A 23,027-nucleotide genomic window follows, 5' to 3' on the forward strand; every position below is an offset into this window, starting at 1 on the left:
AACGTCACCACACCAGGCCTCGCCACCAGCACCTCCACCACAACCAAGATCAGTTGCACTGAAGCCTAGAAACCACCCGGCGTGTCGTGGCAATAACGTCATGATCACCGGCGTCCGGGCGGGGGTTGGGGTCCGGGCCGGGGTCTGGGCGGGCACGTACGATGGGGGGGTGACTGATCTCCGGACCGGCAAGCGCGTGCTCCTGGCCAAGCCCCGCGGCTACTGCGCAGGTGTGGATCGCGCCGTGCAGACCGTCGAGGAGGCGCTGAAGCTCTACGGCGCCCCGATCTACGTCCGCAAGCAGATCGTGCACAACAAGCACGTCGTGCAGACCCTGGAGGCCCAGGGCGCGGTCTTCGTTGAGGAGAACGAGGAGGTGCCCGAGGGCGCCACAGTCATCTTCTCCGCCCACGGTGTGGCACCCGAGGTCTACGAGCAGGCCCGGGAACGCTCGTTGAAGGCCATCGATGCGACCTGCCCGCTTGTCACCAAGGTGCACCAGGAGGCGAAGCGCTTCGCCGCCGAGGACTACGACATCCTGCTGATCGGCCACGAGGGGCACGAGGAGGTCATCGGCACCGCCGGCGAGGCTCCCGCGCACATCCAGCTCGTGGACGGTCCGGACGGTGTCGACAAGATCACCGTCCGTGACCCGGAGAAGGTCGTCTGGCTCTCCCAGACCACGCTCTCGGTGGACGAGACGCTGGAGACGGTCGCCCGGCTCAAGACTCGGCTGCCGCTGCTCCAGTCCCCGCCCAGCGACGACATCTGCTACGCCACGTCCAACCGGCAGCACGTCGTCAAGGAGATCGCCCCCGAGTGCGACGTGGTGATCGTCGTCGGCTCGACGAACTCCTCCAACTCGGTCCGGCTGGTCGAGGTTGCCCTGGACGCCGGTGCCCGCGCCGGTCACCTGGTCGACTTCGCCCACGAGATCGACGACGCCTGGCTGACCGACGCCCGCACGGTCGGGGTGTCCTCCGGCGCGAGCGTCCCGGAGGACCTGGTCAACGATGTGCTGACGCACCTGGCCGCGCGCGGTTTCGCCGACGTCGAAGAGATCACCACCGCCAACGAGCGGCTGACCTTCTCGCTTCCGCAGGAACTGAAGCGGGACATGAAGGCCGCCGCGGCCCGCGGCTGAGCACGTCGGACACGCCGCGCCGCCTGCGCTTCGGCCGGGGAGCACGTCGGACACGCCGCGCCCCCTGCGCTCCGGGCGGGGAGCACGTCGGACGCGCCGCGCCGCCTGCGCTTCGGCCGGGAGCACGGCGGAACGCCGCGCCTCAAGCGGCGGATCGCGGCGGGAACGCCGTGCCGTTCCCATGCGTCGAAGGCGGCATGAGGACCTTTCGGCTCGTCGTCCCCGCCCTGGTCGTCTGCGCGGCGCTGAGCGCCTGCGGTGGGACGAACGGCCCCGCCACCCCCGACACGCCGTCGACAACGAGCGGGCAGCCCACCTCGGCCGCGCCGAGCACCCCCGTCCCGGCGGCCACGCCCACCCCGCCACTCAAGTCGCCGGGCGGGCCCACCGTCCCGCCGCCTGTCGGCGCCACCGAACTCACCGGCACGATCACCGCCGGGGTGGAGCCGAACTGCGTGCTGCTCGACGGGTACCTGCTGGTGGGTGGCCCGCGGGACGTGCTGACCGCCGGCGCCCGGGTCACCGTCACCGGCCGGGTGGAGAAGGGCACGATGACCACCTGCCAGCAGGGCACGCCGTTCGTCGTGGAGGGCGCCCACCGCAGCTGACGACCTCGGCGGCCGCGCAGCGGTCAGCGGTCCGCGTCGTCGAGCAGTTCGGGGGCCTGCGGCTGGCGGGGGGTCAACTCGATCTGGGCGGGGGTCGCCAGGTCGTCGTCCGAGACGCCCAGCTCGGCGAGCTTGCGGGCGCTGACCAGCACCCGCGCCTCCAGGGAGCCGACCGCCCTGTTGTAGGCGGTCACCGCGCCAGCCAGCGACGAGCCGAGCTTGCCCACGTGGTCACCGAGGGTGGAGAGCCGGCCGTACAGCTCCCGGGCGAGGGTGTGCACCGCCACCGCGTTGCGGGCCAGCGCCTCCTGTCGCCACGAGTAGGCCACCGTGCGGAGCAGGGCGACCAGGGTGGCAGGCGTGGCCAGCACCACGTTGCGGGTGAACGCGTGCTCCAGCAGCGTCGGGTCGCGCTGGAGTGCGACGTCGAGGAACGGGTCGGCGGGCACGAACAGGACCACGAACTCGGGCGAGCTGTCGAATGCGGTCCAGTACGACTTGGCGGCCAGGGCGTCGACGTGCCCCCGCAGGTGCCTGGCGTGCGCATCGAGGTGGGTGTCCCGGCCGCGCTCGTCGCGGGCCTCCATGGCGGTGAGGTACGCGTCGAAGGGCGCCTTCGCGTCCACCACCACCGACCGGCCGCCGTGCAGGCGGACCACCAGATCAGGGCGGACGACCTGGTCGTCGGTGGCGGCGGTGACCTGCTCGGAGAAGTCGCAGTGCTCCAGCATGCCGGCCGCCTCCACGATCCGGCGCAGTTGGTGCTCGCCCCAGCGACCCCGCACCTGCGGCGCGCGCAGCGCGGCGACCAGCTGCTTGGTCTCGGTGCGCAGCTCCCCGGAGACCGCGTTCATCGAGCGGACCTGCTCGCGCAGCTCGGCGTACGCGTCGACGCGGTCGTGCTCCAGTTCGGCGACCCGCTGCTCGTAGCGGCGCAGGCTGTCGTGCAGCGGCGCCACGGCACGGGCCACCGCCTCCTGGGACTGCGCGGTGGCCTCGTAGCTCAAAGCCCGCATGGACTGCTCCAGCCGCCCCTCGCCCTCCCGGGTCGCGGTCAGGGTGGCATCCAGCCGGGCGATCTCGGCCGCTGACCGGGACCGGGCCGCGAGCCAGCCCACCGCCCCGCCGGCACCAAGGCACACGATCACCACCAGCAACGTCGAGACGTCCATCACCGGAGCTTGCCAGACGGGTACGACGTGACACCCGGGGGTACGTTCGATGGCATGGAACTTGTGCTGTGCCTCGCGGTCGTGGTGATCGGGGCGCTGGGCGCCGCGGCGCTCATCCGCTCCCAGTCCACCGCCCGTCGGCGCACCGAGCTGGGCGACGCCCGGGCGGAGGCGCACCGCTGGTACGAGCGCCTCGGTGGTCAGCTGTTGACCCTGCAGGGCGACGAGCCGGCGGTCCGCCAGGCGCTGGCCGATGCCGGTGAGCGGTACAACGCGGCGGGTTCGCAGTTGGAGCAGGCGCGTACGCCGCACCAGTTCGCGCTCGCCCGGGAGACCGCGCTGGAGGGACTGGCGTACATCCGGGCGGCGCGGACCGCGCTGGGCATCGATCCCGGCCCCGAGGTGCCGGCGCTGGCCGCCGCGCGGGGCGTCGGGCAGCTCACCAAGGAGCGCGAGGTCGACGTGCAGGGGCAGACCTTCCGGGCCGGCCCGCAGCCCGGTCGGCAGACGCCCTACTACTACCCCGGTGGGCGGTACCAGGGCCGGCCGGTGCCGGCCGGCTGGTATTCGACGCCGTGGTGGAAGACCGCGTTGGGCGCGGGGGCCGGTGTGCTCGGCGGCATGCTGATCGCCGACGCGCTGTTCTCGCCGGCCTTCGCCGACCCGGGGTACGGCTACGACGAGGGCTACCAGGAGGGCTTCGGTGACGGCGCCGACTACGCCGGGGACCAGGGCGCCGATGGCGGTGACCAGGGTGGCGACGCCGGTGACCAGGGTGGCGACTTCGGCGGCGGCGGCGACCAGGCGGGCGACGTCGGCGGCGGTGACTTTGCCGGCGGCGGTGACTTCGGTGGTGGTGACTTCGGCGGCGGCGGCGACTGGTGAGCGCCCGGGCCGCTGACCGAGGGCGGCGACGCTGAGCACCGGCGGCGGCTGACCGGGTCGGCAGCGGCGAGCGCAGGGGCCGCCGACTCGTGAACATCACCTGCTGACACGTGCAACGGGCCCCGGTCGTGACGACCGGGGCCCGATTGCTGTGCTGACCTGTCAGCCGGTGTTGCGCATGCCGGCGGCGATGCCGTTCACGGTGGTGAGCAGCGCCCGCTCCAGGGCCGTGCCGTCGCTGGGTGCGCGCCGGCCACCCGGCGCGGTGGCCACGGCACGACCGGCCGCGCCGGACTCCCGGTACTGCCGCAGCAGGGCCACCTGGAGGTGGTGCAGCGGCTCCAGGTAGGTGTCCCGGACGGCCAGGGTGCGCTGGAGCACAGGCGAGTTCTCCAGCAGGGCGGGGGAGGCGGTCACCGCCAGCACCTCGCGCTTGGTCAGCTCGTACTCCCGCTCGATCTGCTCGAAGATGGGGTGCAGCTTCTTCGGCACCAGGGTCTCGACGTACCGGCGGGCGATGCTGAGGTCGGTCTTGGTCAGCATCATCTCGACGTTCGACAGGAACGTGCGGAAGAAGTGCCAGTTGCGGTGCATCTCGGCGAGGACGTCCGCCAGTCCGGCCTCCCGGGCGGCGGCCAGCCCGGAGCCGACGCCGAACCAGCCCGGCACGATCTGCCGGGTCTGCGTCCAGCCGAACACCCACGGGATGGCCCGCAGCCCGGACAGCCCGGCGCCGGTGTTGGGTCGCTTCGCCGGTCGGGAGCCGATGTTCAGCGCGCCCAGCAGCTCGGTGGGGGTGGACGCCCAGAAGTACGCAGGCAGGTCCGGGTCCTCGACGAGGGTCCGGTACGACCGGAACGCGGACTCGGAGACCACGTCCATTGTCGCGTCCCAGCGTTCCAGCATCTCGGCCGGCTGCCGGGGCGCGGTGTGCAGCAGCGTCGCCTGGAGGACCGCGGCGAGGGTCAGCTCCAGGTTCTCCCGCGCCAGCGAGGGCAGGGTGTACTTGTCGGAGATGACCTCGCCCTGCTCGGTCACCTTGATCGCGCCGTCGAGCGTGCCGTACGGCTGCGCCAGGATCGCCTCGTGCGTCGGGCCGCCGCCGCGCCCGACAGTGCCGCCGCGGCCATGGAACAGCCGCAGGCGTACGCCGTGCCGGGCGGCCACGTCACGCAGCGCGCGCTGGGCCCGGTGGATCGACCACTGACTGGTGGTGATCCCGGCTTCCTTGTTGGAGTCGGAGTAGCCGAGCATGACCTCCTGCACGTCGCCGCGGGCCGCGACGAGCGCCCGGTACGCGGGCAGCGACAGCAGCTCGTCGAGGATCTCGCCGCCGGCGTTCAGCTCACCCGGGGTCTCCAGCAGCGGCACGAAACCGATCCTGGCTCGGCTGCTGTGCACGTCGACAAGCCCGGCCTCGCGGGCGAGCACCACGGCGGCGAGCACGTCGTCGACGCCGAGGGTCATCGAGATGATGTACGACTCGATCACCTCGTTGCCGAACCGGTCCTGCGCCTCGCGGATCGTGCTGAACACGTCGAACGTCTTGCGGGCGCTCTCGGTCAGCGGGGTGTCCAGGGTGGAGAGCGGTCGACGGCCGGTCAGCTCGTCGGCGAGCAGCTTGGTGCGCTCCAACCGGCTCAACGACGGGTAGTCGGACACCTCGCCGACGGCGCCGTACAGCTGGGTGAGCACCTCGTGGTGCTTCTCGGCGTGCTCCCGGACGTCCATCGTCGCGAGGTGCAGGCCGAACGCGGAGACCGTCCGGATGGTGGAGGCCAGTCGGCCGACGGCGGTGAGCTGCCCGGAGTTGCGGGCCAGCGAGGCGCGCAGCAGGTCCAGGTCGGCGATCAGCTCGGCGGAGCCGCGGTAGTCGCGGCCCGGGACGTGCGCGGTGCCCTGGCGCAGCCGCTGCCGGGTGTTGGCCAGCTTGGCCTTCACGCAGCGCGCCTTGAGCCGGTACGGCTCCTCGGCGTTGACCCGACGGAACCGCTGCGCCACCTCGGGCAGCGCGTCGAGGTCGGCGGCGAGGCTGGCGGAGAGGTCCAGCGACACCCCGCGCAGTCGGCGGGACACCGACACCTCGTTGATCAGGTGGTCCATCGCCTTCTCGGTGGCCGCGATGCCGTGCTCGTGCTGGATGGTCAGCACCTCGCGGGTGACCGCCGGGGTGACGAACGGGTTGCCGTCGCGGTCGCCGCCGATCCAGGTGCCGAAGCTCAGCGGGCGGGCCGTCGGGGACGTCTCCACGCCGAGGGTGCGCAGCGTGTCGGCCAGGTCGTCCAGCACCTGCGGGGCGGCCTCGGCGTACAGGTCGCGCAGGTAGTAGATGGCGTTGCGGGCCTCGTCGGTCGGGTCGGGCCGGTCGAGGCGCAGCTCGTCGGTCTGCCACATCAGGTCCAGCAGTTCGGCCAGCCTGCGGTTGGCCGGGCCCTCGTCGCTGGCGCCGTAGAGGATCGCGTTGGCGGTCTCGTTGTCCAGCTCGTCGGCGATGGCCCGCAGCTTGGACAGGATCGAGCGGCGGGCCGCCTCGGTCGGGTGGGCGGTGAAGACCGGCCGGACCGCCAGCCGGCGGGCCGCGGCGGCGATCTCCTCGGCCGGCACCCCCCGCTCGGCGATCATCTTGGCCGCCTGGTCCAGCCAGCCGCCCTGCACGGCGCGGCGGCGACGCAGGTCCCGAGCGCGGTGCACCTGTTCGGTGATGTTGGCCAGGTGGAAGTAGGTGGAGAACGCGCGGGCCAGCTTGGTGCCGGTGGTCACGTCGAGCCCGCCGAGCCGCTGGGCGGCGGCCGGGACGTCGGAGCGGACCTGGGCGCGGATCTCCTCGACGAGGTCGAGCAGCGGGCGGCCCTCCTGGCGGGCCAGCGTCTGGCCGAGCAGGGTGCCGAGTCGGCGGATGTCAGCGCGCAGCGCGGCGTCCGGGCCGTCGTGGTCATGCTGGTCGGTCACGATGCGCTCCTTACGTGAGTACGAAGGACAGCGCTGTCCGACTCCCTGGATGGTATCCGCGCCGGGCCGGCTGGCAGGAGGGGCTCTCCGCATACCGGGCCGTGACACGGAACACCTCGGAGATCACTTCAGGGTCTTGCGCGGTGGATCGCCCGGCGCCCCCGTATCCGGGTCGCGCCGAGCAGGGCGGCAAGCGCGAGCACCGCCCAGAGCGCCAGACCGGTAAGCGGCCAGCCGATCGAGCGCATGTCGAAGTACACGGCCGACTTGATCAGGTCGGTGGCCAGGCCGGGGACGTTCCATCGGTGCATGCCGCGCAGCCAGGTGGGCAGGAACTCGGGGGCGTAGATGCCACCGGAGCCCGGGTTGCCGAGCACCACCAGCAACAGGATTACCAGCCCGGTGCCGAGGACGCCCAGCCAGCCCTGGACGGCGGCGGCGACCATCGCGGCGGCGAAGGCGGCCAGCATTCCCGTGCCCGCGATGGCCGGCAGATCGTGGTGCCAGACGTCAAGCACCGGGCCGACGATCACCGCCCCGGCGATGCCGAGCACCACGCTGTAGACGGCGAGCGCGCCGATGCGCAGTCCGGCGTCGCGCGGGGTGCGCGGGGCGGTGCCGGCGGAGATGCCGAGCACTGTCGAGGCCAGGTATCCGCCGAGGACGTACCCGATGGCGAGGTAGAAGGGGACCAGGCCGCGGGGGTCGGTGCCGGCCACCGGGACCTCGTCGGTCACCCGCAGCGGAACCCGGGCCTGCTGGGCGGCGCTGGTGAGCACCTGGATGACCAGGTCGGTGGCGGACGGCGCGCCGGCGCTGGCGGTGGTCAGGACGAGCCCGCCGTCGGGGGCCGCGCTGAGCACGGCGTACACCTCGCGGCTGGTCAGGCCGTCGTCGGCGGCGCCCGGGTCGGCGTACTCGATGGCTTTGATCTTGTTGGTCCGGTCGCGGACGGCGGCCAGGACCGTGCGCGCGGACTGGTCGCTGGCCGCCACGCCGACCGGCACGTCGCGGGGGTGGGGCTGGTGCAGCGCGCCGACGTACGCGGCGATGAAGGCGGTGGCCAGCGCGAGGGTGCCGAGCAGCAGACCGGTGGTACGGGGGAGCCAGTCGCGTACCCGGACCTCCGACGCCTCGTCCACCAGGCCAGCCTAAGGGGGCTTTTGCCCTGCTTGTGGCGTTTCTGCGGGCGGAAAACCCCTGGTGCCGGCGGTTAGCGTCTGATCATGGTGTCACCGAGCTACCCCGCCAAACCGAAGCCGGGCGACCGGGTCGCGGTCGTCTCCCCCTCCGCCGGACTGCCGGCGATCTTCCCGCACGTGCACGAGTTGGGGCTCCGCCGGCTGCGCACGGAACTCGGGCTGGAGCCCGTGGAGTACCCGACGACACGCGAGTTGGGGGCCGACCCGCGTGACCGGGCGCGCGACCTGACCGCCGCCTTCGCCGACCCGACGATCACCGCCGTGCTCGCCACCGTCGGCGGCGACGACCTGATCACTGTCACCCCGCACCTCGACGACGACGTGCTGCGGGCCAATCCGAAGCCCTACTTCGGCTACTCCGACAACACGAACGTGCTCAACCACCTCTACCGGCTGGGGATCGTCGCCTACCACGGCGGCTCGGTGCTTGTGCACCTCGGCCGGCCGGGCCGGCCACACCCGCTGACCTTCGACTCGCTGCGCGCCGCCCTGTTCACAAGCGGCTGGTACGAGTTGTCGCCCGCCCGCGAGTGGGGCGACCGACCCAACTCGTGGACCGAGCCGGAGACGTTGGCGCACGAGCCGGAGATGCTGCCGGGTGAGGGCTGGCGCTGGCAGGGGCCGGCGCGGGTCGTACGGGGGCGCACCTGGGGCGGCTGCCTGGAGATCGTGCACTGGCTGCTGGCCACCGACCGGGTGCCGAGCGTCGACGAGCTGACCGGGTCGGTGCTGGTCGTCGAGACCTCGCAGGAGATGCCCAGCGCCAAGGAGGTCTTCCGGATCGTGCGGAACCTGGGGGAGCGGGGGCTGCTCGCCGCCTTCCCCGCGATCGTCGTCGGCCGGCCCAAGGCCTGGGACTTCGACAAGCCGCTGACGGTGCCCGAGCGGCGGGCCTGGGGCGAGGCCCAGCGGGACGCCATCACCCGCGCCCTGGCGCCCTACAACCCGGACGCGGTCGTGGTGTTCGACGTCGACCTCGGCCACACCGACCCGCAGTTGATCATCCCCTACGGCGGGGAGATCCGCGTCGACGCCATCGAGGGCCGCATCGCGGTGCGCTACTGAGATCCGTGCACCGCCCGCAGCGGCGGGCGGTGCACGGTCGCAGCTCAGTCGGTCGCGCAGAGGACCGATCGCAGGGCGGCCAGGAAACCCTCGCTCGACGGCACCCTGGGCTGCCCCTGGACGTCCCGGTCGATGTCGAAGACGTTTGCGGCCAGGACGAGCTGCCGGGAGTTGTCGAGGCTGGTCACCGCAATGCTGGTGAAGCCCGGCCCGCCCCCGTCGGTCGTCCACACTCCGATCGCGCCCGACGCGCACGGCAGCATCACCCGCTGCACCCCCAGGCCGTACTCGCTCGGCGAGTCGCCCATCGGCACCACGGTCTCCAGTTCTCGCTGCTGTGCCGGCGCGAGCAGTCGTCCGCCGAACAACGCCCGATGGAACCGCGCCAGGTCAGCCGTCGTCGAGATCATCGCCCCGGCCGTCCAGTCGTACGACGGGCTGAACACCGTCACATCCCGGCCGGTCAGGTCGTAGCCGTGCAGATGCCGGCCGTGGATCTCCGGGTCGGTGATCGGGAACGAGGTCCGACTCAGGCCGAGCGGCCCGATGATCCGCCGCCGCACCTCGGTCGCCGCGTCCCGGCCGGTGACCGCCTCGATGACCAGACCGGCCAGCAGATAGTTGGTGTTCGAGTAGCGCCACGAGGCGCCGGGCGCGAAGTCCGGCCGGTGCGCCACCGCCAGGGCGATCACCGTACGGGGCGTGATGACCCGGTCCCAGTCGTGCTCGTCCAGGTACGGGGCCCAGAAGCTCCGTTCGCCGGTCGGGTCCCAGATGCCGCTGGTGTGGTTGAGCAACTGCCGCACGCTGACCGTCGAACCGTCGTTGCCGTTACCGTGGACGACCCCCGGCAGCCAGCGCTCGACCGGGTCGTCGAGGGTCAGTCGGCCCTCGCCCACCAGTTGCAGCAGCACAGTGGAGACGAACGCCTTGGTGTTGCTGGCGATCCGGAAACGATCCTCGGGCCGGGCCCGCGCTCCGGTCGCCCGGTCGGCCACTCCCGCCGCCAACTGCCACCGTCGGCCGTCCACCCGCCCGTAGGCCACCGCGGCGGGGAAGCCGTCCGCGACCAGTTGGTCGAGCGCGGCAGCCAGTGCCCGGCGTTCCGGTGCCTGATTGTCGGCGCGGACCGGTTGAGGTGGAACGGCGAGGGTGGCGACAATCGTGCCTACCGACACCACCACCGTCCAGAACGAACGCATCACGACCTGCTCCCATCGACGAAACGTGTGATGCCGTCGACAGTGCCGGCCTGTGGACCGCAGCGGCATGTGGCTCTCCCGCCGATGGGGTGGGGTTAACCCGACGGGTTGTCCGGCTGGGCGGACGGTCCGCATCCGGGCATGCTGATCCGGAACACCCGCTGCCGGCTCGTCCGGGACGGTGTCGTCCGGCACGGTCGGGAGGATCAGATGACGCGTCTCCGGCAGCTCCGCAACCAGGTCGGGTACGTGCTGGCCAGCCTGCCGCTGGCGGTGGTCGGGTTCGCGTACGCCGTCGTCACGGTGGTCGTCGGCGGGGCGCTCGCGTTGACGCTGCTCGGCCTGCCGCTGCTCTCCTCCGGCGTCCTCGGCGCTCGCGGTTGGGGGTGGCTGCACCGCGCGCTGGCCCGGGCGACGCTGGGGTTGCGGGTGGCGGGCCCGCGACCGGTCCGACGACGGCCCGGGCCGGTGGGGTACGTCCAGAGCGGCCTCGGTGATGCCACCGGCTGGCGGGCGCTGGCGTACCTGATCGTGAAGCTGCCGGTGACCCTGGTGGCGACGGCGGTGATCGCAGCCTTCCTCTGCTACCCGGTGTTCCTGCTCAGCCATCCCCTCTGGTGGTCGCAGCGCCCCGCCCTGCAACTCGGTGACTTCCTGTTCGACACCTGGCCCCGGTCGTTCCTGCTGGCCGGGATCGGCGCCGGGATGCTCCTCGCCGGCACCTGGCTGCTGCGCCTGATCCTGCTCCTGGACGGGCTGCTGATCCGCGGCCTGCTCGGCCCGACCAGCCTCGACGAGCGGGTCGACGACCTCGAAGAGGCCCGCGCGCTGGCCGTCGACGACGCCGCCGCGCTGCTGCGCCGCATCGAGCGCGACCTGCACGACGGTACGCAGGCGCAACTGGTCGCCCTGGCCATGAAACTCGGCCTGGCCAAGGAGAAGCTCGCCGGTGACGCCGCGCCCGAGGCCAGGGCGCTCGTGGAGACGGCACACCGGGACGCGAAGATCGCCATCACCGACCTTCGTGACCTGGCCCGGGGCATTCATCCGCCGATGCTCGACAACGGTCTGGAGGCGGCGCTGGACACCCTGGTGGCGCGGGGCGCCGTACCCGTGCGGCTACGGGTCGAGGTGCGCGACAGACAGTCACCTGCCGTCGAGACGACCGTCTACTACTGCGTCGCCGAGCTGCTCACAAACGTCGCCAAGCACGCGGCGGCCCAGCGGGCGACAGTCGAGGTACGGCAACTCGACGGCCTGCTGCGGGTGCAGGTCGCGGACGACGGCGGCGGCGGTGCCGTGATCGGGAAAACGACACACGCGCTGCCCGGCGGCGGGCTGGCCGGCCTGCGCGACCGGGCCCGCACCGTGGACGGCACGATGCGGATCGACAGCCCACCGGGTGGGCCGACGCTTGTCACCCTGGAACTCCCGGTGCGGCGATGACCGGGCTGCGCGTGGTCATCGCCGAGGACTCCGGGATCCTCCGCGACGGGCTCAGCTACCTGCTCGCCGACCGAGGTCACCTGGTGCTCGCCGCCGTTGCCGACCCGGAGGCGTTGCGGGCCGCCGTCGACGAACACCGCCCCGACGTCGCAGTGATCGACATCCGGATGCCGCCGACGTACACCGACGAAGGGCTGCGGGCCGCGCTCGCCGTACGCGCCGCCCATCCCGGTACGCCGGTGCTGCTCTTCTCCCAGTACGTGGAGACCCGGTACGCGGCGCAGCTCCTCGCTGGCGGTGCCGAGGGTGTCGGTTACCTGCTGAAGGACCGGGTGGCCGAGGTCGGCGAGTTCGTCGACGCCCTGACCCGCGTCGCCGATGGCGCGACAGTGCTCGATCCGGAGGTGGTGACGCAGCTCCTCGGCGCGGCCCGGGGCCCCGGGCGCCTGGCCGGCCTCTCGGAGCGGGAACGGGCCGTGCTGGCCCTGATGGCCGAGGGACGCGCGAACGTGGCGATCGCCTCCGCGCTGTTCCTCAGCGTGGGGGCGGTGGAGAAGCACATCACCAGCATCTTCGGCAAGCTCGGCCTGCCGCCCACCGAGACCGATCACCGTCGGGTCCTCGCGGTGTTGCGGTACCTCCAGTCCGGACGGTGACGCGTCGCCGTCGCACTCTGCCGGTGCCGTCGCTGTCCGCCGTCGCCGTCCGCCGTTGTGGCTGCCCGCTGCCCGCTGCCCGCTGCCCGTCGCCCGCTGTCCGCTGCCCGCTGCCCGTCGCCCGCTGTTGCTGTCGGCGTCGATGCGATCGAGGGCCGGCGATACGAGCAATTTTCTTCAAGACCGTGGACGGGCACGCCGGAAGGATGGATCACGTCGGTCCGGAGGCCGCCCCAGGGGGCGGCCCCTCGGGCACGCGGACCTGTTCGGGGAGGTCCGACGCCCCCGGCCGGGCCTTGGGCGGGCCGCGTTCGCGCGTGCCTGAGGAGGTGCCGCACGCCCCCCGTGCGGCACCTCCGACCGCCTTCGGTCAGGCCGCTCCGGTCAGGCCGCTCCGGTCAGGCCGCTCCGGTCGGGTCTTCGCCGGTCGCGGTGAGTAGGCGGCGCAGTCGGGCCGGTGGGTGGCCCACCTGCTCGCGGACCACCCGGGTCAGGTGTGCCTGGTCGGCGAAGCCGTACTCGCTGGCGAGCGCGCCGAGTGGCCGGCCGTCGGGCTCGGCGAGCGTGTCCAGCACCGCACGGACCCGCAACCGGTTGCGGTAGGCGGTCAGGCTGCTGCCGGTCATTCGTTGGAACACCCGGCTGAGGTGGTGGGGCGAACTGCCCACCTGCCGGGCCACCTCGTCCAGGCCCATCGTGAACCCGGAGTTGGCGAGCACCTCCCGGGCCTGGTCGGCGAGCCGCCGGTGCGCGGCAAGCGTCGCCGGCCGTCGACGGACGGCCCGCTCCACCTCGGCGCCCGGGTCGTCGGAGTGGAGGGCGCTGTGGTGCAGCAGGCGGGCCAGGAACCGCTGGAGCCGTTCGGCCATCTCGAACCCGTCCAGCCCACGCCGGAACTCGGCCACCAGCAGGCGGTGCGCCAGGTCCAGGGTGGCATCCGACGTGCCGGCCCAGCCGTCCTGGCCCAGCCAGCGCTCGGCGTCCGGCCGTTCCCTGAGCACCGCCGAATCGATCTCCAGGCAGGTGTACGAGTCGCCGCAGCCGAACGGGTGCGCCACCGCCATCTCGTCGCCGGGTCGGGTGAGCAGGACCGAAGTGGCGTCGGAGAGCCCCACCCTGCCGTTGAGCCGCCGCCGGTACGCCCCGGAACGACCCAGCACGATCTTGTGCCGGTCCTCCGCGGCGGTCTCCGTCCAGCCGTGGTCTTCCACGATGCAGCGCACCTGGTAGATCAACATCCCGTCCGGGTGCCCCAGCACCCGCCACCGCGCGGGCGTCGTGCGGCGACGCGGATCACTGCCGACTCCCTCAGCGGGCATCGCTTCCCCCTAGCGCGGCGACCGTCGACTCTCCGTAGGAATGGTGCCGACTCGCCATCCCCTCCGTCCAGCCCTCGCCCGACGCGGTGGATCAGCCGGCGCTGCTGTTGACGTTGGTCGGCCGCACACGGACCCGGCGTCGCGGTCGCGTGGTCACCGGCCGACGACGGCCTCAAGATCCGCACGACATCAGGGAAAGTGCTGCCTCCCGCGCCTCGGAAGCAGCAACTTCCGGGAAGTTGCGCGGATCTTGGGACCGGGGTGGCGTGCGGGGCGCGCGGTGCGGGAGGGAGGGGCGCGGGGCGACGCGCCGGGGTGACACCGGACCTGGGCGGAAGGGGGTGGCTGTCGGTGGACGGGGATAGGCTTGTGGGCGTGCACCCCCCGTCCGGCTGGACGAGGGGCCGCAGTCGTGTGCGTCGACTCCCCGGAAAGGTTTGCCTTGCTCACCGGTCTGTTCTCCGCCGCCCTGGCCGACCCCGGGCTGACCCGGGCGCGTGACCTGGCGCGCTCCGGTGCCGCCCAGGTCGACGGCCTCGACATCACCGCTCCCGCCGCGCTGCGTCCGTTCGCCGTCGCGGCGGTCGCCGCCGACGAGCAGGGGGCCGGGCGACCGGTGCTGGCGGTGACCGCCACCACCCGGGAGGCCGACGATCTGGCCGCCGCGCTCGGCGGGTTGCTGCCGCCGGAGCAGGTGGTGGTCTTCCCCTCCTGGGAGACGCTGCCGCACGAGCGGCTCTCCCCCCGCTCGGACACGGTGGGCCGCCGGCTGGCCGTGCTGCGCCGCCTCGCGCACCCGGAGGCGACCGACGCACACGGCGGCACCGGGCCGCTGCGGGTGGTCGTGGCACCCGTCCGGTCGGTGCTGCAACCGCAGCTCAAGGGCCTCGGTGACCTGGAGCCGGTGCAGCTCGCCGCCGGTGAGGAGGCGGATCTGGAGGAGGTCGCCCACCGCCTGGTCGACATGGCGTACGCCCGGGTGGACCTGGTCACCAAGCGCGGCGAGTTCGCGGTGCGCGGCGGCATCCTGGACGTCTTCCCGCCCACCGACGAGCACCCGTCCCGGGTCGAGTTCTGGGGCGACGAGGTGGAGGAGATCCGTACCTTCGCCGTCGCCGACCAGCGGACCATCGAGCAGGTTCCGCTGCTCTGGGCGCCGCCCTGCCGTGAGCTGCTGCTCACCCCGGAGGTGCGTGCCCGGGCCGCCGCGCTCGCCGAGCAGCACCCCGAGCTGGCCGAGATCCTCGACAAGCTGGCCGAGGGCATCCCGGTGGAGGGGATGGAGTCGCTGGCTCCGGTGCTTGTCGGCCCCGACTCGCTGGAGCTGCTGCTCGACGCCATGCCGGCCGGCACCCACGTCCTGCTGTGCGACCCGGAGCGGATCCGCACGAGGGCGCACGACCTGGTGCGTACGTCGGAGGAGTTCTTGCAGGCCAGCTGGGCCGCCGCCGCGGTCGGCGGCCAGGCCCCGGTGGACGTCGGCGCCGCCGCCTTCCGCACGCTCGGCGAGGTCCGCGCCACCGCCGGCGCGCTCGGCCAGCCGTGGTGGACGCTGTCCCCGTTCGGTCTGGTTGAGGCCGAGACGGCCGAGACGCGGCAGCCCTGGGAGGACGCGCCCGAGCAGGCCGCGGTCACCCCTGACGACGCCATCGCGGTGACCCTCGCCGCCCAGCCGGCGCCGCTCTACCACGGTGAGACGTCGCGCGTCGTCGACGACCTGAAGCGCTGGGCCGGCGAGGGCTGGTCGATCGCGCTGGTCTTCGAGGGGCACGGCCCCGCCCAGCGGGCGGTGGAGGTGCTGCGCGACGCCGGGCTGGGCGCCCGGCTGACCGAGGAGGTGCCGACCGCGCCGGCCCCCGGCGAGCTGGTCGTCACCTGCGGCGCGCTGAGCAGCGGGTTCGTCGACGAGGCGTCCCGTTTCGTGCTGCTCACCGGCAACGACGTGACAGGCGGTCGGGGCACCTCGACGCGGGACATGCGCAAGATGCCGAGCCGGCGGCGCAACACCATCGACCCGCTGGAGCTCAAGGCCGGCGACTTCGTGGTGCACGAGCAGCACGGCATCGGCCGGTACGTCGAGCTGGTGCAGCGCACCGTCAACGGCGCCAGCCGGGAATACCTGGTCATCGAGTACGCGGCCAGCAAGCGCGGCCAGCCCGGCGACCGGCTCTTCGTCCCCACCGACCAGCTCGACCAGCTCTCCCGCTACGTGGGCGGTGAGCAGCCGACGCTGCACAAGATGGGCGGCTCGGACTGGCAGAAGTCCAAGGCGCGGGCCCGCAAGGCGGTCCGGGAGATCGCCGCGCAGCTCATCCAGCTCTACGCCGCCCGCAAGGCGTCCAAGGGCCACTCGTTCGGCCCGGACACCCCGTGGCAGCGGGAGCTGGAGGACGCGTTCCCGTGGCAGGAGACGCCGGACCAGCTCGCCGCGATCGACGAGGTCAAGCGGGACATGGAGCAGACCGTCCCGATGGACCGGCTGATCTGCGGCGACGTCGGCTACGGCAAGACCGAGATCGCGGTCCGGGCGGCGTTCAAGGCCGTGCAGGACGGCAAGCAGGTGGCGGTGCTGGTGCCGACCACGCTGCTGGTGCAGCAGCACTACAACACGTTCGCCGAGCGGATGAGCCAGTTCCCGGTCGAGATCCGGCAGCTGTCGAGGTTCCAGACCCCGAAGGAGACCGAGCGGACGCTGGAGATGGTGGCCGACGGCACCGTCGACATCGTCATCGGCACCCACCGGCTGTTGCAGACCGCCACCCGGTTCAAGCAGCTCGGTCTGGTGATCGTCGACGAGGAGCAGCGCTTCGGCGTCGAGCACAAGGAGCACCTGAAGACCCTGCGGGCCTCGGTGGACGTGCTGAGCATGTCGGCCACCCCGATCCCGCGCACCCTGGAGATGGCGATCACCGGCATCCGGGAGATGTCCACGATCGCCACCCCGCCGGAGGAGCGGCACCCGGTGCTCACCTTCGTCGGCGCGCAGGACGACAGGCAGGTGGCGGCGTCCATCCACCGCGAGTTGCTGCGCGACGGTCAGGTCTTCTACCTGCACAACCGGGTCGAGTCGATCGACCGGGCGGCGCGGCGGCTGCGGGAGCTGGTCCCGGAGGCGCGGGTCGCCGTGGCGCACGGCCAGATGGGTGAGGACGCCCTGGAGAAGGTGATGGTCGGCTTCTGGGAGAAGGAGTTCGACGTCCTGGTCTGCACCACGATCGTCGAGTCGGGCATCGACATCCCGAACGCCAACACCCTGATCGTGGAGCGGGCCGACCTGCTCGGCCTGGCCCAGCTGCACCAGATCCGCGGTCGGGTCGGCCGGGGTCGGGAGCGGGCGTACGCGTACTTCCTCTACCCGCCGGAGAAGCCGCTCACCGAGCACGCCCACGAGCGGTTGGCCACCATCGCGCAGCACACCGAGTTGGGCGCCGGCATGTACGTGGCAATGAAGGACCTGGAGATCCGGGGCGCCGGCAACCTGCTCGGCGGCGAGCAGTCCGGTCACATCGAGGGCGTCGGCTTCGACCTGTACGTGCGGATGGTCGGCGAGGCGGTGTCGGCGTTCAAGGGTGAGCGGCCGGAGGAGGAGGTCGACGTCAAGATCGACCTGCCGGTCGACGCGCACCTGCCGCACGACTACGTGAGCGTGGAGCGGCTGCGCCTGGAGATGTACCGCAAGCTCGCCGAGGCCCGCGACGAGGAGCGGCTGACCGAGGTCGTGGCCGAGATGACCGACCGGTACGGCGAGCCGCCGGCCCCCGTGCAGAACCTGGTGGCTGTGGCCCGGTTCCGCCTGCTGGCCCGCCGGTACGGCCTGACCGACGTGTCCATGCAGGGCAAGCACGTGCGGTTCGGGCCGCTGCCGCTGCCCGACTCGAAGCAGATGCGGCTCAAGCGCTACCACCCGGACGCGGTCTACAAGCTGGCCACCGACCAGGTAAGCGTGCCCCGGCCGACCACCCGTCGGATCGGCGGCGAGCCCCTGCGGGACCAGGCGCTGCTCGAGTGGTGCGCGCAACTGCTCTCCGACGTGCTGGGCGCACCCGCCCCGCTTGTCGCCGCGGCCGGGTGAGGTGGGGGCCGTCACAGCGGGCGGAAGGGCATGAGAGAGTGACGGGCATGCGTGCTCGCCGTGTGATCGCCGCCGCCAGCGTCGCGGCTCTGGGTGTCCTCTCCCTCGCCGCCTGCGGGAAGTCCGCGCCGGACGTCGCCGCGTACGTCGGTGACAGGAGCTATTCGCTCGACCGGGTCAACGGGATCTACGACGAGGTGCAGGCGAAGTACGGTGACGCGGTCCGCCAGGAGGCCGGCCAGGCCAGCGCGACCCCGTCGCCCGAGCAGTTGCGGGCCCCCGTCACCCGGCAGGATGTGGTGAACCTCCTGGTCAGCCTGGAGCTGGGTAAGCGGTTGGCGGCTGCCAAGAACCTCCAGGTGCCCGACGAGGTCACCCCGCAGCAGCTGGAGCAGAGCCTGCGGGTGCCGGCCACCACCGAGTACGCCAAGCTCTGGGCGGAGTGGGTCGACCTGCTACAGGTGTTCAACCAGCAGCTTCCGCCCGCCGAGGTGAGCGACGAGTCGGTGATGGCCGTCTACCAGGCCCTGGTCAAGGCCGAGGCGATCGAGGGCGGGCTGCCTGTGGCCGACGTCCGCCAGAAGTTCGGCGAGGGAGCCTTCGTCGGCAGCGCCACCGCCCTCAGCGCCGCCCTCGAGGAGGAGGCGAACCGGGTCGACGTCTCGATCAACCCGCGCTACCGCGAGGTGGGGGTGCCCTCGTTGGTGAGCACCGGCCAGTCGGTCATCTTCTACTCGCTGCCGTACATCAACGAGGAGGGGCCGGTCACCGACATCTCCAGCCCGGACGCGGCGTCGCCGAGCGCGAGCCCGGACGCCGAGGGCACGGCCAGCTGAGCATGACGGCACGGATCGTCCTGCTGGTCACCTCACCCCGGTTGCCGGCCGGCCTGCTGACCTCGGCCGCCTGGGACGTCGTACGCCAGCATCCGGTCCTGGCCGGCGCGGAGAGCGAGTTGACCACGGCCGTGCGTCAGGCCGGCGCCGAGGTGACAGTCGTGGACGGCCCGGCGACGCAGCCCCTGCTGGACACGGTGGCGGCGCACGGCGCGGCGGTGTGGTTGGCCGGCCCGGCCGGCGACGAGTCGCTGGCCCGGGAGCTGGGCCTGCGGCTGGCCCGGGAGCCGGGGCTGGCCGAGTTGGAGCTGATGTACGGCTCGTGGGACCCGCCGGGGGCCCGGCTGCTCGACGCGGTGGCCGTGCTGGACCGGCTGGCCTCTCCGGGGGGCGACCCGTGGAAGCGGGCGCAGACGCACCGCAGCCTCGCGGGTTATCTGCTGGAGGAGAGCTACGAGGCGTACGACGCGATGGTCTCCGACGACACCGACTCGCTGCGTGAGGAGTTGGGCGACGTCCTGTTGCAGGTGGTGCTGCACGCGCGGCTCGCGGAGGACCTGCCCGAGGGCGAGCGGTGGACCATCGACGACGTGGCGGGTGGCCTGGTCGACAAGATGATCCGGCGCAATCCGCACGTCTTCGCCGGTGCCGAGGCGGGCACCCTGGAGGAGATCACCGCGAACTGGGAGCGGATCAAGCGCGTGGAGAAGGCCCGTGATTCCGTCCTGGACGGTGTGGCGTTCAGCCAGCCCGCGCTGGCCCTGGCCACGCAGATCCTGGACCGGGCCGCCCGCAACGGCCTGACCACCCCACTGCCGAACCCGGACGCTGAGCCCGACGACGAGGCGAAACTGGGCGCCACCCTCCTGACGATGGTCGCCAAGGCCCGCGAAGCCAACCTGAACCCGGAAGCGGCCCTCCGCAAAACAACCCTGACCCAAGCCCAAAAAATCCGCGAAACGGAAACCCAACCCCGCGACTGACCCGCGTTGATCATGAAGTTACTGCCACGACACGCCGAAGCGGGCGGCAACAACTTCATGATCGACCGAAGTGGGGTTGGGGGTGGGGGCGCGGGAGGGCTCGGTAGGGTGGGTTGGTGGAGGAGTTCGGGGTACTTGCGGAGCGGGTTGTCGAGGCACTGCTGGAGTCTCGGCCGGGGGTTGCCACCGCTGCCGGGGATCATCGGTTCGATGACCGGCTTCCGGATCTCTCCGTCGACGCGCTGGCCGCCGACCGGGTGATGCTCGCCGACGCGGCGAACGCGCTGTCCGAGCTGGACCCCGACGCGCTGGACGTCGACGAGCAGGTCGACCACGCGCTGCTCACCTCCTTCGTGGACCGGGAGCTGTTCGAGCTCACCGAGATCCGGTCACACGAGTGGGACCCGTTGCACCACAACCCCGGCCCGCTCCTGCACCCGCTACTGGCCCGCCCGTACGCCCCGGCCGAGGTGCGGTTGACGCAACTGGCCGGCCGGCTCGCCGACGTACCGGATGCCCTCGCCACCGCCCGCGCGACGCTGCGGGACATGCCGCGGATCCACGCCGAGACGGCGGTCGGGCAGTTCACCGGCACTGCCGCGCTGATCCGCGACGAGCTGCCGGGGCTGATCGCCCAGGCGCCGGGCCGGCTCGACGAGGTCGAGCCGGCGGCCACCGCCGCGCTCGCCGCGCTTGACGAGTTCGTCGCCTGGCTGCGTACCGGCCTGGCCGCCGACGCGGGCCCCGGCCGTGACCCACGACTGGGCCGCCGCCGCTGGGAGGCGCGGCTCTGGCACACCCTCGACACCGAGCTGGGGGCCGCCGAGATCCAGCGCCGCGCCTGGGCCAACCTGGACCGGATCACCGCGGAGATCCGCGCGGCGGCCGTCGAGCTGGTCGGTGGACCGGCAGACGACGCTGCGGTACGTCGGGCGCTGGACGTGCTCGCCGCCGAGCACCCGGACGACTCGACGATCGTCGAGCTGGCCGGGGTGACCCTGGACGAGGCGACCGACTTCGTCCGCCTCCACGACCTGGTCACCCTCGTCGACGACAGGTGCGTGATCCAGGAGATGCCGGAGTTCGCGCGGGGTGTCGCGGTGGCGTACTGCGACTCGCCAGGCCCGCTGGAGACGGCGCAGGTGCCGACCTTCTACTGCATCGCGCCCACCCCGGCGGACTGGTCGGCGCAGCGCGTGGACTCCTTCTACCGCGAGTACAACGATCACATGGTCCGCAACCTGACCGTGCACGAGGCGATGCCCGGCCACTTCCTCCAGCTCGCCCACGCCCGGCGGTACGTCGGTGGCACGCGGGTGCGGGCGCTGGCCCGGTCCGGCCCGTTCGTCGAGGGCTGGGCGGTGTACGCCGAGGAGCTGATGGCCGGGCTCGGTTTCGGTGGCCTGCCGGTGCGGTTGCAGCAGCTCAAGATGCAGCTGCGGATGACCATCAATGCGCTGCTCGACCAGTTGGTGCACGCCGAGGAACTGCCCGAGGCCGAGGCCATGGCGCTGATGACCGGGCGCGGCTTCCAGGAGGAGGGCGAGGCGGCCGGCAAGTGGCGTCGGTCCCTGCTCACCTCGACGCAGCTCTCCACGTACTTCGTCGGGTACAGCGAGGTGGCCGAGATCGCCGCCGCCCGCCCGCAGGGGGTGTCGGTGCGCGACTGGCACGACGCGATGCTGGCCCACGACTGCCCGCCTCCGCGCCACCTGCGCACCCTGCTGGACGTCTGACCCTGCCCTCCGGCCGCAGGTCCACCTCGCGGGATCACATTCACCATCGTTGTCCCCTAGGGTCGGCCTTGGCCGCTGACGGCCGGCAGGCGCGGCGTCCAGCCGCGGGAACGGGGGTTGTGGTGAGGCATACCATCAGGAGGCGTCCGCCCGGGTTCGGCGCGCGTGCCGGTCAGGTGCCGGGCCGAGGTCGGGCCTCCCGGCTGGTCGCGATGGCCGGCCTGCTCGGCGCGGGTGTCCTGCTGCCGATGCCGGCGTCGGCGGTCAGCGGGGGCACGCCGGCGGACGCGTCGTACGGCTTCGTCGCCAAGGTGGACGTCGGGGTGCGGGCCTGTTCCGGCGTGCTGGTCGACCCGCACTGGGTGGCCACGGCCAGCTCGTGCTTCACCGAGGACGGGCAGCCGGTGCCCGCCGGCCCGCCGTCGCGGGCCACGTCGGTGACGGTCGGCCGGATCGACTTGACCACGACCGCCGGGCAGACCCGGGCGGTGACCGAGCTGGTGCCGCACGCCGAGCGCGACCTGGTGTTGGCACGGCTCGCCGCGGCGGTCACCGACGTCGTCCCGGTGACGCTCGGCACGACCGCGCCGAGCGTCGGCGAAACACTCCAGGTGGCCGGCTTCGGTCGCACCGCCACCGAGTGGGTGCCGGACAAGCTGCACGTGGCGCCGTTCACGGTGGAGGCGGCAGCGGCGGCGACCGCCCAGATCGTCGGGCAGAACCCGCAGCAGGTGAGCACCTGCCGAGGCGACTCGGGCGGCCCGGCGCTGCGGCGGACGGCCGGCGGGCTCGAACTGGTCGGGTTGCACAGCACGTCCTGGCAGAGCGGCTGCCTGGGGGAGACCGAGACCCGGCAGGGAGCGACCGAGACCCGCACCGACGACCTGGCGGGCTGGTTTGGCGCCTCAATCGCAGCCGCGCCGGACTGGCAGGCCGGTCGGGCGTTGCAGATCGCCAGTGCGAACAACGGGAAGTGTCTCGTGGTCCCGTCCGCCCGCACGGATCATGCCGCGTCGTACTGGACCTGCGACACCCCGTACGCCGACCAGTTGTGGACGATGATCCCGGCCGACAGCGGCTACTTCCAGCTCAAGAACTCCAACAACGGCGAGTGCCTGGTGGCGCCCACCTGGGGCGGCGGCAACATCATCTCCTACCCCTGCGGCGCCTTCGCGGATCAGCAATGGCGGATCACCACCGGCGCGTTGCAGAGCCAGCTCCAGAACCGGCGCAACGGGCAGTGCCTGGTCGCCCCGTCCTGGGCCCCGAACGACGTGGTGCTCTACAACTGCGGTACCCCTGCGGACCAGTTCTGGATCCAGCGGGGCGTTGGTGGCGGCGGCACCGGTCAGGTCAGCGGGCTGGCGGGCAAGTGCCTGGACATCCCCGACGCCGCACCGGTCGACAACACCCAGATGCAGCTCATGACCTGCGGCACGAGCCGGGGTCAGGTCTGGACCCAGAGCGGCGTCGCGCTGACCGCCCTGGGCAAGTGCCTGGAGGCGCGGGGCAGCGGCACCGCGGACGGCACCGCCGTACAGATCGCGCCCTGCACAGGCAAGACGGCGCAGACCTGGGTCACCGCCGCCAACGGTGCGCTGCGCAATCCCAACGCGGAGAAATGTCTCGCCGTGCCGAACAACAACTCGGGCGACGGGACCAAGGTGATCATCTGGACCTGCAACGGTGGCGCCGACCAGCGGTGGACGCTGCCCTGACGGTGAGGTGCCGCCCGGCCGGCTCACGGCCGGG

The 23,027-nt window shown here is 72.4% G+C and carries 16 protein-coding genes; 11 read left to right on the forward strand and 5 right to left on the reverse strand.

Features of this window, described 5'->3' with window-relative positions; translation table 11 throughout:
• Window positions 1–100 precede the first annotated feature (100 nt).
• Window positions 101–1,144: a 4-hydroxy-3-methylbut-2-enyl diphosphate reductase gene (locus tag ACLQ26_RS07800; protein WP_425743798.1), complete on the forward strand. Its 1,044-nt coding sequence runs from the start codon at window positions 101–103 to the stop codon at window positions 1,142–1,144.
• 197 nt (window positions 1,145–1,341) lie between these two features.
• The gene (locus ACLQ26_RS07805) at window positions 1,342–1,752 is read left to right on the forward strand and encodes a hypothetical protein (protein WP_425743800.1); all 411 of its coding nucleotides are present in this window, start codon (window positions 1,342–1,344) and stop codon (window positions 1,750–1,752) included.
• A 23-nt stretch (window positions 1,753–1,775) separates the two neighbouring features.
• Here the strand turns inward: ACLQ26_RS07805 and ACLQ26_RS07810 are convergent, their stop codons facing one another.
• Window positions 1,776–2,924 carry a DNA recombination protein RmuC gene (locus tag ACLQ26_RS07810; RefSeq protein ID WP_425743801.1) on the reverse strand — a complete coding sequence of 383 codons (1,149 nt, stop codon included), beginning with the start codon at window positions 2,922–2,924 and terminating at the stop codon, window positions 1,776–1,778.
• A gap of 54 nt (window positions 2,925–2,978) precedes the next feature.
• Between ACLQ26_RS07810 and ACLQ26_RS07815 the strand changes: the two genes are divergently transcribed.
• Entirely contained in the window at window positions 2,979–3,809 is an 831-nt protein-coding gene (locus tag ACLQ26_RS07815; RefSeq protein WP_425743802.1) for a hypothetical protein, read from the forward strand.
• Window positions 3,810–3,971: 162 nt separating this feature from the next.
• On the opposite strand, the gene ppc is transcribed toward ACLQ26_RS07815, so the two are convergent.
• Together ppc and ACLQ26_RS07825 are read right to left on the reverse strand one after the other, a co-directional pair.
• The gene (gene ppc / locus ACLQ26_RS07820; RefSeq protein WP_425743803.1) at window positions 3,972–6,758 is read right to left on the reverse strand and encodes a phosphoenolpyruvate carboxylase; all 2,787 of its coding nucleotides are present in this window, start codon (window positions 6,756–6,758) and stop codon (window positions 3,972–3,974) included.
• Between the two features lie 128 nt (window positions 6,759–6,886).
• Window positions 6,887–7,900, reverse strand: coding sequence for a hypothetical protein (locus tag ACLQ26_RS07825; RefSeq protein WP_425743804.1), 1,014 nt, complete (start codon window positions 7,898–7,900; stop codon window positions 6,887–6,889).
• Window positions 7,901–7,984: 84 nt separating this feature from the next.
• On the opposite strand from ACLQ26_RS07825, the gene ACLQ26_RS07830 reads away from it, so the two are divergent.
• Window positions 7,985–9,025, forward strand: coding sequence for a S66 family peptidase (locus ACLQ26_RS07830; protein ID WP_425743805.1), 1,041 nt, complete (start codon window positions 7,985–7,987; stop codon window positions 9,023–9,025).
• A gap of 44 nt (window positions 9,026–9,069) precedes the next feature.
• On the opposite strand, the gene ACLQ26_RS07835 is transcribed toward ACLQ26_RS07830, so the two are convergent.
• Window positions 9,070–10,227, reverse strand: a complete 1,158-nt coding sequence (locus ACLQ26_RS07835; protein WP_425743806.1) for a serine hydrolase domain-containing protein — start codon at window positions 10,225–10,227, stop codon at window positions 9,070–9,072.
• 210 nt (window positions 10,228–10,437) lie between these two features.
• Here ACLQ26_RS07835 and ACLQ26_RS07840 point away from each other — a divergent pair, with 210 nt between their 5' ends.
• Both ACLQ26_RS07840 and ACLQ26_RS07845 read left to right on the forward strand, forming a co-directional pair.
• Window positions 10,438–11,673 carry a sensor histidine kinase gene (locus ACLQ26_RS07840; RefSeq protein WP_425743807.1) on the forward strand — a complete coding sequence of 412 codons (1,236 nt, stop codon included), beginning with the start codon at window positions 10,438–10,440 and terminating at the stop codon, window positions 11,671–11,673.
• A gap of 5 nt (window positions 11,674–11,678) precedes the next feature.
• The gene (locus tag ACLQ26_RS07845; protein WP_425744386.1) at window positions 11,679–12,329 is read left to right on the forward strand and encodes a response regulator; all 651 of its coding nucleotides are present in this window, start codon (window positions 11,679–11,681) and stop codon (window positions 12,327–12,329) included.
• Window positions 12,330–12,727: 398 nt separating this feature from the next.
• Here the strand turns inward: ACLQ26_RS07845 and ACLQ26_RS07850 are convergent, their stop codons facing one another.
• Window positions 12,728–13,648 carry a helix-turn-helix domain-containing protein gene (locus ACLQ26_RS07850; RefSeq protein ID WP_425743808.1) on the reverse strand — a complete coding sequence of 307 codons (921 nt, stop codon included), beginning with the start codon at window positions 13,646–13,648 and terminating at the stop codon, window positions 12,728–12,730.
• A 442-nt stretch (window positions 13,649–14,090) separates the two neighbouring features.
• Here ACLQ26_RS07850 and mfd point away from each other — a divergent pair, with 442 nt between their 5' ends.
• The 5 genes from mfd to ACLQ26_RS07875 all read left to right on the forward strand — a co-directional run bounded on the left by mfd (window position 14,091) and on the right by ACLQ26_RS07875 (window position 22,993).
• The gene (gene mfd / locus ACLQ26_RS07855; protein ID WP_425743809.1) at window positions 14,091–17,720 is read left to right on the forward strand and encodes a transcription-repair coupling factor; all 3,630 of its coding nucleotides are present in this window, start codon (window positions 14,091–14,093) and stop codon (window positions 17,718–17,720) included.
• 47 nt (window positions 17,721–17,767) lie between these two features.
• Window positions 17,768–18,556: a hypothetical protein gene (locus tag ACLQ26_RS07860; RefSeq protein ID WP_425743810.1), complete on the forward strand. Its 789-nt coding sequence runs from the start codon at window positions 17,768–17,770 to the stop codon at window positions 18,554–18,556.
• A gap of 2 nt (window positions 18,557–18,558) precedes the next feature.
• Window positions 18,559–19,539 carry a nucleoside triphosphate pyrophosphohydrolase gene (locus ACLQ26_RS07865; RefSeq protein WP_425743811.1) on the forward strand — a complete coding sequence of 327 codons (981 nt, stop codon included), beginning with the start codon at window positions 18,559–18,561 and terminating at the stop codon, window positions 19,537–19,539.
• A gap of 116 nt (window positions 19,540–19,655) precedes the next feature.
• Entirely contained in the window at window positions 19,656–21,275 is a 1,620-nt protein-coding gene (locus ACLQ26_RS07870) for a DUF885 domain-containing protein (protein WP_425743812.1), read from the forward strand.
• A 122-nt stretch (window positions 21,276–21,397) separates the two neighbouring features.
• Window positions 21,398–22,993, forward strand: coding sequence for a ricin-type beta-trefoil lectin domain protein (locus ACLQ26_RS07875; RefSeq protein WP_425743813.1), 1,596 nt, complete (start codon window positions 21,398–21,400; stop codon window positions 22,991–22,993).
• The last annotated feature ends 34 nt before the right edge of the window (window positions 22,994–23,027 follow it).

The organism is Micromonospora sp. DT43 (assembly GCF_049841645.1).
Taxonomy (GTDB): domain Bacteria; phylum Actinomycetota; class Actinomycetes; order Mycobacteriales; family Micromonosporaceae; genus Micromonospora.

Coding starts and splice junctions, on each gene's coding strand:
- ACLQ26_RS07860 (WP_425743810.1), top strand. CDS start 17,768: ATGCGTGCTCGCCGTGTGATCGCCGCCGCCAGCGTCGCGGCTCTGGGT.
- ACLQ26_RS07835 (WP_425743806.1), bottom strand. CDS start 10,227: ATGCGTTCGTTCTGGACGGTGGTGGTGTCGGTAGGCACGATTGTCGCC.
- ACLQ26_RS07865 (WP_425743811.1), top strand. CDS start 18,559: ATGACGGCACGGATCGTCCTGCTGGTCACCTCACCCCGGTTGCCGGCC.
- ACLQ26_RS07830 (WP_425743805.1), top strand. CDS start 7,985: ATGGTGTCACCGAGCTACCCCGCCAAACCGAAGCCGGGCGACCGGGTC.
- ACLQ26_RS07810 (WP_425743801.1), bottom strand. CDS start 2,924: ATGGACGTCTCGACGTTGCTGGTGGTGATCGTGTGCCTTGGTGCCGGC.
- ACLQ26_RS07840 (WP_425743807.1), top strand. CDS start 10,438: ATGACGCGTCTCCGGCAGCTCCGCAACCAGGTCGGGTACGTGCTGGCC.
- ACLQ26_RS07805 (WP_425743800.1), top strand. CDS start 1,342: ATGAGGACCTTTCGGCTCGTCGTCCCCGCCCTGGTCGTCTGCGCGGCG.
- ACLQ26_RS07850 (WP_425743808.1), bottom strand. CDS start 13,648: ATGCCCGCTGAGGGAGTCGGCAGTGATCCGCGTCGCCGCACGACGCCC.
- ACLQ26_RS07815 (WP_425743802.1), top strand. CDS start 2,979: ATGGAACTTGTGCTGTGCCTCGCGGTCGTGGTGATCGGGGCGCTGGGC.
- ACLQ26_RS07800 (WP_425743798.1), top strand. CDS start 101: ATGATCACCGGCGTCCGGGCGGGGGTTGGGGTCCGGGCCGGGGTCTGG.